Origin of the sequence: Acidisphaera rubrifaciens HS-AP3, from assembly GCF_000964365.1 — a bacterium.
In the GTDB taxonomy this organism is placed as follows: Bacteria; Pseudomonadota; Alphaproteobacteria; order Acetobacterales; family Acetobacteraceae; genus Acidisphaera; species Acidisphaera rubrifaciens.
This window is the reverse complement of the sequence record NZ_BANB01000092.1, coordinates 1-8,002: the sequence shown is the minus strand read 5'-3', so window position 1 is coordinate 8,002 and position 8,002 is coordinate 1. Positions and strand designations below refer to the sequence as shown.

The window sequence follows — 8,002 nt, the reverse complement described above, 5'->3', positions numbered from 1 at the left end:
GCGGCGGGCGCCTTCGGGCGGGGGCTTACTTGCCGCCCGACGCCCATTCGTGGCTGTGCACCAGACCGTCGTCGAAGTCGTGATGCGGATCGGGCTCGCTCGCCTCGTGACCGTCGTGGAACTGCTCGGTCTCGGTGCTGCCGGCCATCGCCGTCGTGCTGGACGTGCCGCCCGAGATCGCCGTCGCCACCGCGTCGAAGTAGCCGACACCGACCTCGCGCTGGTGGCGCGTCGCCGTGTAGCCGTCGGCCTCGGACGCGAACTCCGCCTGCTGCAGCTCGGAGTAGGCGGCCATGCCGCGCTCCTTGTAGCCGCGGGCCAGCGTGAACATGGAGTGGTTCAGGCTGTGGAAGCCGGCCAGCGTCACGAACTGGAAGCGGTAGCCCATCGAGCCGATCGCGCGCTGGAAGCTGGCGATCTTGTCGGCGGGCAGCTTCTTCGCCCAGTTGAAGCTCGGCGAGCAGTTATAGGCGAGCATCTTGCCCGGGAACTGCTTGTGGATGGCGTTGGCGAACTGCTCGGCCTCCTTGAGGTTCGGCTCGCTCGTCTCCCACCACAGCAGGTCGGCATACGGGGCATAGGCGAGGCTGCGGGCGATCGCGTATTCGACGCCCAGGCCCTTCTTGATGCGGAAGAAGCCTTCCGGCGTGCGGTCGTCGCTGATGAACGGATGGTCGCGCTCGTCGACGTTGGTCGTCAGCAGCTGCGCCGAGTGGCTGTCGGTGCGGCACAGCAGCACGGTCGGCACGCCCTCGACATCGGCCGCGAGGCGGGCGGCGTTCAGGGTGCGGATGTGCTGGCTGATCGGCACCAGGACCTTGCCGCCCAGATGGCCGCACTTCTTCTCGGACGCGAGCTGATCCTCGAAGTGAACGCCGGCGGCGCCGGCCTCGATCATGGCGCGCATCAGCTCATAGGCGTTCAGCGGGCCGCCGAAGCCGGCTTCCGCGTCGGCGACGATCGGCGCCATCCAGTAGGTGCCGTCGCGGCCGCCTTCCTGCGTCGCGATCTGGTCGCAGCGGCGCAGCGCGTTGTTGATGCGGCGGACGACGTTTGGGACGCTGTCGACCGGATACAGGCTCTGGTCCGGATACATCTGGCCGGCGGTGTTGGCGTCGCCCGCGACCTGCCAGCCGGAAAGATAGATCGCCTTCAGACCGGCCTTGACCTGCTGCACGGCCTGGTTGCCGGTCAGCGCGCCGAGCGTGTTGACGAAGGGCTCGGTCTTCAGCAGGTGCCACAGGCGCGCCGCGCCCATTTCCGCCAGCGTGTGGCGCACGCGGAACGAGCCGGACAGACGCTGCACATCCTCGGGCGAATAGTCGCGCTGGATGCCGGCGAAACGCTCCGGGTCGCCCCCCGCATGGGCCAGGCCGTCGGGAAGGTAGGCCGGGTTCGAGGTCGGTCGCATGAAAGTCGTCTCCTGGTCACGCCGTGCCGGACGGGGCACGGTAACGTCGTGTGGGTGAATAATTCACAAGCGGGGTCGGAAGTTTAGTCCCCATGACGCGGCCATGCCGCAATGCGGTGCGGGTCTTCACGAACCGGGATGTAAAATTGTAAATCGTGTGAATGGCCTCCCGTGCACTGATCGGCCGTACCGTTCGCCGCCTACGGCTCGAACGCGGCCTCACCCAGCAGGCGCTTGCCGTGCGGCTGGGCATTTCCGCGAGCTATCTCAACCTCATAGAGCATGAGCAGCGGGCGGTGACCGCCAGCCTGCTGATCAAGCTGGCGGAGACGCTGCGCGTCGATCTCGCCGCCCTGTCCGGCTCGGAGGAGCGGGAGCTGGAGGTCGGGCTGAAGGAAGTCTTCGCCGATCCCCTCCTGGCCGAGGAGGTGCCGGACGAGGAAGCCGCCGCCGTCGCCGGCTCCGCCCCCAACGCGGCGCGGGCGATCCTGGCGCTGTATCGCGCCTGGCGGGTGGCGCGGGAGGATTCGGGCGGCCTCGCTCTGCCGTCCGGGCGGCGCATCCTGCTGCCGAACGAGGAGACGCGGGACTTCTTCAACGACAACGCCAACCATTTCCCGTCGCTGGAGGACGCCGCCGCCGCCATCCACGCGCAGCTGGCGGCCGGCCCGCACGAGATGAACCACGCGCTGGCCGAACGGCTGCGCCGCCATCACGGGCTTACGGTCATGGTGGTGCCGCTGGAGGGCGCGCTGCGCCGCTATGACCCGCAGGCGCGGCTGCTGACCCTGTCGCAGGATCTGCCGCGCGAGAGCCGGGGCTTTCACATGGCGTTCCAGCTGGCCCTGCTGGAGGCGCGCGAGGCGGTGGAGGCGGTGCTGGCGCCGGCCGATCCATCGAGCGCCGAGGCGGCGGCGATGATCCGGGTGGGCCTGCTGAACTACGTCGCGGGGGCGCTGATCATGCCCTATGACCCGTTCCTCGGGGCGGCGCGGGAGCTGCGTCACGACATGGAGGCCCTGTCCGCCCGCTTCGGCGTGTCGTTCGAGCAGGCGTGCCACCGGCTGACGACCCTGCAGCGCGAGGGCGCGCGCGGCGTGCCGTTCTTCTTCGTGCGCACCGATCCGGCGGGCAACGTGTCGAAGCGGTTCTCCGTCGCCGGATTTCCCTTCGCCCGCTATGGCGGCTCCTGCCCGCGCTGGGTGGTCAACACGGCGTTCGCGACGCCGGGCGAGGTGCGGGTGCAGGTGGCCGAGCTGCCGGAGGGCGACACGTTCCTCACCTTCGCGCGCACGATCCACGGCCCGGCGGCGCGCTGGGGCGATCCGGCCCCGGTGCAGGTGGTCGCCATGGGCTGCCGCCTCGCCCATGCGGCGGAGGTCATCTATTCGGACGGGCTCGATCTCGACCGGGCGCGGGTCGGCATCGGCCTGTCCTGCCGCCTGTGCGACCGGCCGGACTGCCGCAGCCGCGCCTTCCCGCCGCTCGAACACCGGCTGGTGCTCGATCCGAACGCGACCGGGGCCAGCCCCTATCGGTTCGAGGCGCGCAAGAAACGTGGCAACGGCCGGCCGGGCTGAAGGGGCGCGCTACCGCTCGCGGCTGAGGATCATCCAGGTGGTCATGTCCCAGGCGTTGCGGATGCTGATCATCAGCAGCGCCGCCGCCGAGAGCGCGAGCAGCGCGCAGCCGCCGTCGGCGCGCGCGACGAGCAGGGCACCGGCGGCGAGGATGCCGGCATGGGCGGGCGCGGGTACCACCAGGTACCAGATGCGGTCGTCGAGCGGGACGTGGTGGTGCCGGTCGTTGCGGACGAAGGCGCGCCAGACGCCCGCCCCGTAGAGGCAGCCGAACAGCCCATCTGCGAGGATCAGCACGCCGCAGCCGCGGCCGTCGGGAAAGGGCGCGATCGCGATGAGGCAGGCCGCCAGCACGGTGGCGAGGTTCACCACGCTCGGCGAGAGGAAGGTGCGGACGGCGTAGGCGCGCTCGTGCGTGAAGAACCCGGTGCCGACCGACGCCGCGACGAACAGCAGGCCGATCAGGGTCGCGGCCGCAGCCCCCAGCAGCTCGAAATACGCGTTCCAGGGGCCGAGCGCCGCGGGAAGGCCCGCCGTGGGTGTCACGTCCTCAGGGTTCCGCGGTCGGACCGGTCGCCGTCGCGCGGGCGGTCAGGCGACCGCCGGGAGTGCCTCCAGCGCCGCCTGCAGCAAAGCGGGGTCGTATTCGCGATCCTCCAGCCGGCCGGCGCCGTAGTCGATATAGGCCTGCATGTCGAAATGGCCGTGGCCGCACAGGTTGAACAGGATGGTGCGGCCGACGCCTTCCTCCTTGCAGCGCAGCGCCTCGTCGATGGCGCCGCGAACTGCGTGGTTGGCTTCCGGCGCCGGCAGGATGCCCTCGGTCCGGGCGAATTGCAGCCCGGCGGCGAAGCAGGCGTTCTGCGTGTAGGCGCGCGCCTCCAGCAGGCCCAGATCGGCGACGAGGCTGACCAGCGGCGCCATGCCGTGATAGCGCAGGCCGCCGGCATGGAAGCCCGGCGGGACGAAGGCGGAGCCGAGCGTGTGCATCTTGACCAGCGGCGTCAGATGCCCGGTGTCGCCGAAATCATAGGCATAGGTGCCGCGCGTCAGGCTCGGGCAGGCGGCGGGCTCGCAGGCGACGACCTTGATCGACGAGCCGGCGCGCAGCGCCGCGCCGATGAAGGGGAAGGCGATGCCGGCGAAGTTGCTGCCGCCGCCGGTGCAGCCGACGATGATGTCCGGCGCCTCGCCCGCCATCGCCATCTGTTCCATCGCTTCCTGCCCGATGATCGTCTGGTGCAGGAGGACGTGGTTGAGCACGCTGCCGAGGGCGTATTTGGTGTCGTCGTTCTGCGCCGCGACCTCCACCGCCTCGCTGATGGCGATGCCGAGGCTGCCGCTGCTGTCGGGATGGGTCGCGAGGATCTGCCTGCCGCTGTTGGTGCGCGGGCTCGGGCTCGGGATGCATTCGGCGCCCCACGCCTCCATCAGCGCGCGGCGATAGGGCTTCTGGTCGAAGCTGACGCGGACCATGAAGACCTGCACGTCGAGGCCGAACAGCGCGCCCGCATAGGCGAGGGAGGAGCCCCACTGGCCGGCGCCGGTCTCCGTCGTCAGCCGCTTCACCCCGGCCTCGGCGTTGTAGAAAGCCTGCGCCACGGCGGTATTCGGCTTGTGGCTGCCGGCCGGGCTGACGCCCTCGTACTTGTAGTAGATGTGCGCGGGGGTATCGAGCGCGCGTTCGAGCCGGCGGGCGCGGAACAGCGGCGTCGGCCGCCACTGGCGATAGACGTCGCGGACCGGGCCGGGGATTTCGATATGCCGCTCGGTCGCCACTTCCTGCGCGATCAACGCCATCGGAAACAGCGGTTCGAGGTCGGAGGGGCCGATCGGCTGGAGCGTGCCGGGATGCAGCACCGGCTCCGGCCCGCGCGGCAGGTCGGCGACGATGTTGTACCAGTCCCGCGGGATGCGGGTCTCGTCCAGCAGATACTTGACCGTCTCGCTCATCCGTCCGTCCCCCCCCCGGGTTCGCCCGTCCCGTCCGCCGGCGCCGCTAGCTGCAATCGCCCTTGCGCATGGCCTTGATCACCGTCGTGACGTGCTGCGCCTGCTGGCCGGCGGCCGCCACTTCCATCGCGATGCTGCCGTCGATCGTCTTGTCGGTGAACATGACGTCGAGATGGCCGCTCGTCTGGTGGCCCTGCATGCTGCAGGTGAAGTCCGCGACGAGATGGCCGCCGTCGATGCTGTGATGCCCGACGGTGCACTGGCCGTTGGCGCTCATCTGCCGCAGCATGTGGCCGGCCGGGTCCTTGGCGTCCGCGCCCTTGATGCACTCGTCATGCGTCTGGGTCTGCGGCTGGGACATGCCCTGGATCGTCACCGTGCTGGTGAGCTGGTAGGTGCCGGGCAGCAGGTCGGCATGCGCCGACACGGACGCGGCAAGGCACGACGCCAGGGCGACGCCGGCAAACACTCTGTAACGCACGTTGGTACCCCGCCCGCTGTTCGGCCCGTGGCGTGGCCACCGGATCGGGCCGGCCCGCGGGCGCTGGTTCATTTGCGACGGCCGATCCTATCCGGACGGCGGCATGACCGGAAGGCGGGAAGTTGCGCGCTACGGTGCGGCGTATCATCCTGCGTCCATGGACGACGCAGCCCTGCTTTCGCTCTCCGCCGATCTCGCCCGGCGCGCAGGGGCGGCGATCATGGCCATCCGCGCCCGCGGCGTGGACGGCATGGACGTGCGCCAGAAGGACGACGCCTCCGTCGTCACCGCGGCCGATCATGCGGCGGAGGCGATCATCGCCGCCGGCCTGCGCGAGGCGGTCCCCGACATCCTGATCGTCGCCGAGGAGGCGTGCGCGGGCGGCGAGGTGCCGCTGCCGACGCACACCTATTGGCTGGTCGATCCGCTCGACGGCACGCGCGAGTTCGCCGCCCTGCGCGACGAGTTCACGGTCAATATCGGCCTGGTGCGCGACGGCCGCCCGGTGCTCGGCATCGTCGCGGCCCCGGCGCTCGGCGAGTTGTTCGGCGGCATCGTCGGGCGGGGCGCGTTCAAGCGGACGGCGGCCGGCGAGCAGCGCATCCAGGCGCGCCCGGTGCCGGCGGACGGGCTCGCGGTCATGGCCAGCCGCCGGTCGGCCAACGATCCGCGCCTGATCGCCTATCTGGGCGAGCGGCAGGTCGCGTCGGTGACGAATATTGGCTCCAGCCTGAAGTTCTGCCGGCTGGCGGAGGGGGCCGCGGACATCTATCCGCGCTTCGGCCGCACGATGGAGTGGGACACCGGCGCGCCGCAGGCGGTTCTGGAAGCGGCGGGCGGGCATGTCCGCACGCTCGACGGCGCGCCGCTCGGCTACGGCAAGCCGGGGTGGGAGAACCCGTCCTTCATCTGCACGGGCGCCACGACCGGGTAGCGCCCCGAAAGCGTAACCCAACTAAGAGTTGTTATTCATCGCGAGTCGCTGCAACCTTTGGTTAACCAAAGGGGGCAGGGGTGAGAATACGGGCGCGCGCGCCGCTGCGGCTGGGGCTGGGAGGGGGCGGGACCGACCTCTCGCCGTTCTGCGACACGTTCGGCGGCCAGGTGCTGAACGCGACCGTCGACCTGCATGCCTATGCGCATATCGAGGCGACGGAGGACGGGCGGGTGGTGTTCGACGCCCGCGACCTTCAGACATGCGAGACCTATCCGGCGGCGCCGCCGCTGCCGGCCGAGGGGCGGCTCGCGCTGCATCAGGCGGTGCACAACCGCGTGGTGCGGCAGTTCCGCGACGGCGCGCCGCTCAGTCTGCGGCTGACCACGCATTGCGACGCGCCACCGGGCTCCGGCCTCGGTTCGTCGTCGACGCTCGTGGTCGCCATCCTCGCCGCCTATGCGGAGTGGCTGGCGCTCGGGCTCGACGGGCACGCGCTGGCGCGTCTGGCGTGGGAGATCGAGCGGCAGGAGCTTGGCCTGTCGGGCGGTCGGCAGGATCAGTACGCGGCGGCGTTCGGCGGCTTCAACTTCATGGAGTTCCGCACCGACGACCGCGTCGTGGTCAACCGGCTGCGCCCGTGCGGCTGGATCGTGTCGGAGCTGGAGGCGTCGCTGGTGCTGTTCTACACCGGCGCGTCGCGCGCCTCCGCCGCGATCATCGACCAGCAGACGCGCAACGTCGCCGCCCGCGACAACGCGGCGATCGACGCGATGCACGCGATGAAGGCGGACGCGGCGGACATGCGCGACGCGCTGATCGCCGGCGATTTCGCGGCGATCGCCGCGCTGCTGGCGAAGGGCTGGGACGCCAAGCAGCGCACCGCCGACTGCATCAGCAATCCGCGCATCGAGCAGGCCTTCGCGCTGGCGATCGGCGCGGGCGCGCGGGCCGGCAAGGTGTCGGGCGCGGGGGGCGGCGGCTTCATCATGTTCATGGTCGATCCGCCGCGCCGCCCCGACGTGGTGCGCGCGCTCGCCCGCACCGACGGTCAGGTCATGGCCTGCCACTTCGTCGAGCGCGGCGTGGAGACGTGGCGGGCGGCGTAGGCGGGAGCCGCCCGCGCCGCCCGGTTTCGTTCAGGCGACCGGTGTTCAGGCGGTCGGCGGCGGGGAGAAATCGGTCGGGCGCACGATGCGGTTCTGCATCGAGATGACGCAGTCCGCGTCGGCCACCTTCTTCTGGAACGCGGCCCAGCCGGGATCGGCGGCCATCGCCTCGCGCCGGCGGGCGCGGTCGCCCTGGTCGTCATACGCCCACAGATGCACGACGGTGTTCAGCTCGCCCTCGACGGTCACGTACCAGCCGAGGCAGCGGCCGAGGTATTTCTGCTGCAGCGGCCAAGCATGTTCCTTGTAGAGGGCAACGAATTGCTGCGCCCGCGCGGGCTTGCAGGTGTAGATGCGGACATCGACGATCATCTTGGGCTCATCTCCTGGCGGAAGCCGTGGCGGTGCTTGCGCACGCATGAAGTCGCTTGCCTTGCGCCGTCCGGCCGGGCGGCATCATGATCCTGCCCGGCATGCGTGATCCGGAAGCGGCGAGGCTGTGACGTTACCGACGCGACCGGCCGTTGCGCAACC

8 protein-coding genes are annotated in these 8,002 nt (G+C 70.5%); 3 read left to right on the top strand and 5 right to left on the bottom strand.

All coding sequences use genetic code 11. From position 1 onward, the window contains the following. Positions 1 to 25: 25 nt before the first annotated feature. Entirely contained in the window at positions 26 to 1,411 is a 1,386-nt protein-coding gene (gene aceA, locus B8460_RS03765) for an isocitrate lyase (RefSeq protein WP_048860240.1), read from the bottom strand. Between the two features lie 161 nt (positions 1,412 to 1,572). Between aceA and B8460_RS03760 the strand changes: the two genes are divergently transcribed. Next, positions 1,573 to 2,991: a helix-turn-helix domain-containing protein gene (locus B8460_RS03760; protein WP_048860239.1), complete on the top strand. Its 1,419-nt coding sequence runs from the start codon at positions 1,573 to 1,575 to the stop codon at positions 2,989 to 2,991. A gap of 9 nt (positions 2,992 to 3,000) precedes the next feature. Here B8460_RS03760 and B8460_RS03755 read toward each other — a convergent pair whose 3' ends face one another. The 3 genes from B8460_RS03755 to B8460_RS03745 are packed head-to-tail and all read right to left on the bottom strand — an operon-like array spanning position 3,001 to position 5,425. Further along, positions 3,001 to 3,537, bottom strand: a complete 537-nt coding sequence (locus B8460_RS03755) for a hypothetical protein (protein ID WP_048860238.1) — start codon at positions 3,535 to 3,537, stop codon at positions 3,001 to 3,003. A gap of 45 nt (positions 3,538 to 3,582) precedes the next feature. Then, positions 3,583 to 4,944 (bottom strand): TrpB-like pyridoxal phosphate-dependent enzyme, encoded by a 1,362-nt coding sequence (locus tag B8460_RS03750; protein ID WP_048860237.1) that lies wholly within the window; start codon positions 4,942 to 4,944, stop codon positions 3,583 to 3,585. A gap of 46 nt (positions 4,945 to 4,990) precedes the next feature. Further along, positions 4,991 to 5,425, bottom strand: coding sequence for a DUF3617 domain-containing protein (locus B8460_RS03745; protein ID WP_158322695.1), 435 nt, complete (start codon positions 5,423 to 5,425; stop codon positions 4,991 to 4,993). A gap of 157 nt (positions 5,426 to 5,582) precedes the next feature. Between B8460_RS03745 and cysQ the strand changes: the two genes are divergently transcribed. Together cysQ and B8460_RS03735 are read left to right on the top strand one after the other, a co-directional pair. Next, positions 5,583 to 6,359: a 3'(2'),5'-bisphosphate nucleotidase CysQ gene (cysQ, locus tag B8460_RS03740; protein ID WP_048860235.1), complete on the top strand. Its 777-nt coding sequence runs from the start codon at positions 5,583 to 5,585 to the stop codon at positions 6,357 to 6,359. An 80-nt stretch (positions 6,360 to 6,439) separates the two neighbouring features. Next, positions 6,440 to 7,468 carry a GHMP family kinase ATP-binding protein gene (locus B8460_RS03735; protein ID WP_048860234.1) on the top strand — a complete coding sequence of 343 codons (1,029 nt, stop codon included), beginning with the start codon at positions 6,440 to 6,442 and terminating at the stop codon, positions 7,466 to 7,468. A 45-nt stretch (positions 7,469 to 7,513) separates the two neighbouring features. On the opposite strand, the gene B8460_RS03730 is transcribed toward B8460_RS03735, so the two are convergent. Next, positions 7,514 to 7,840, bottom strand: coding sequence for an NIPSNAP family protein (locus B8460_RS03730; protein WP_048860233.1), 327 nt, complete (start codon positions 7,838 to 7,840; stop codon positions 7,514 to 7,516). Between the last annotated feature and the right edge of the window lie 162 nt (positions 7,841 to 8,002).

Bases quoted from the DNA above. Each gene is read 5' to 3' on its own strand.
- B8460_RS03760 (WP_048860239.1), top strand. From the start codon at position 1,573: ATGGCCTCCCGTGCACTGATCGGCCGTACCGTTCGCCGCCTACGGCTC.
- aceA (WP_048860240.1), bottom strand. From the start codon at position 1,411: ATGCGACCGACCTCGAACCCGGCCTACCTTCCCGACGGCCTGGCCCAT.
- cysQ (WP_048860235.1), top strand. From the start codon at position 5,583: ATGGACGACGCAGCCCTGCTTTCGCTCTCCGCCGATCTCGCCCGGCGC.
- B8460_RS03730 (WP_048860233.1), bottom strand. From the start codon at position 7,840: ATGATCGTCGATGTCCGCATCTACACCTGCAAGCCCGCGCGGGCGCAG.
- B8460_RS03750 (WP_048860237.1), bottom strand. From the start codon at position 4,944: ATGAGCGAGACGGTCAAGTATCTGCTGGACGAGACCCGCATCCCGCGG.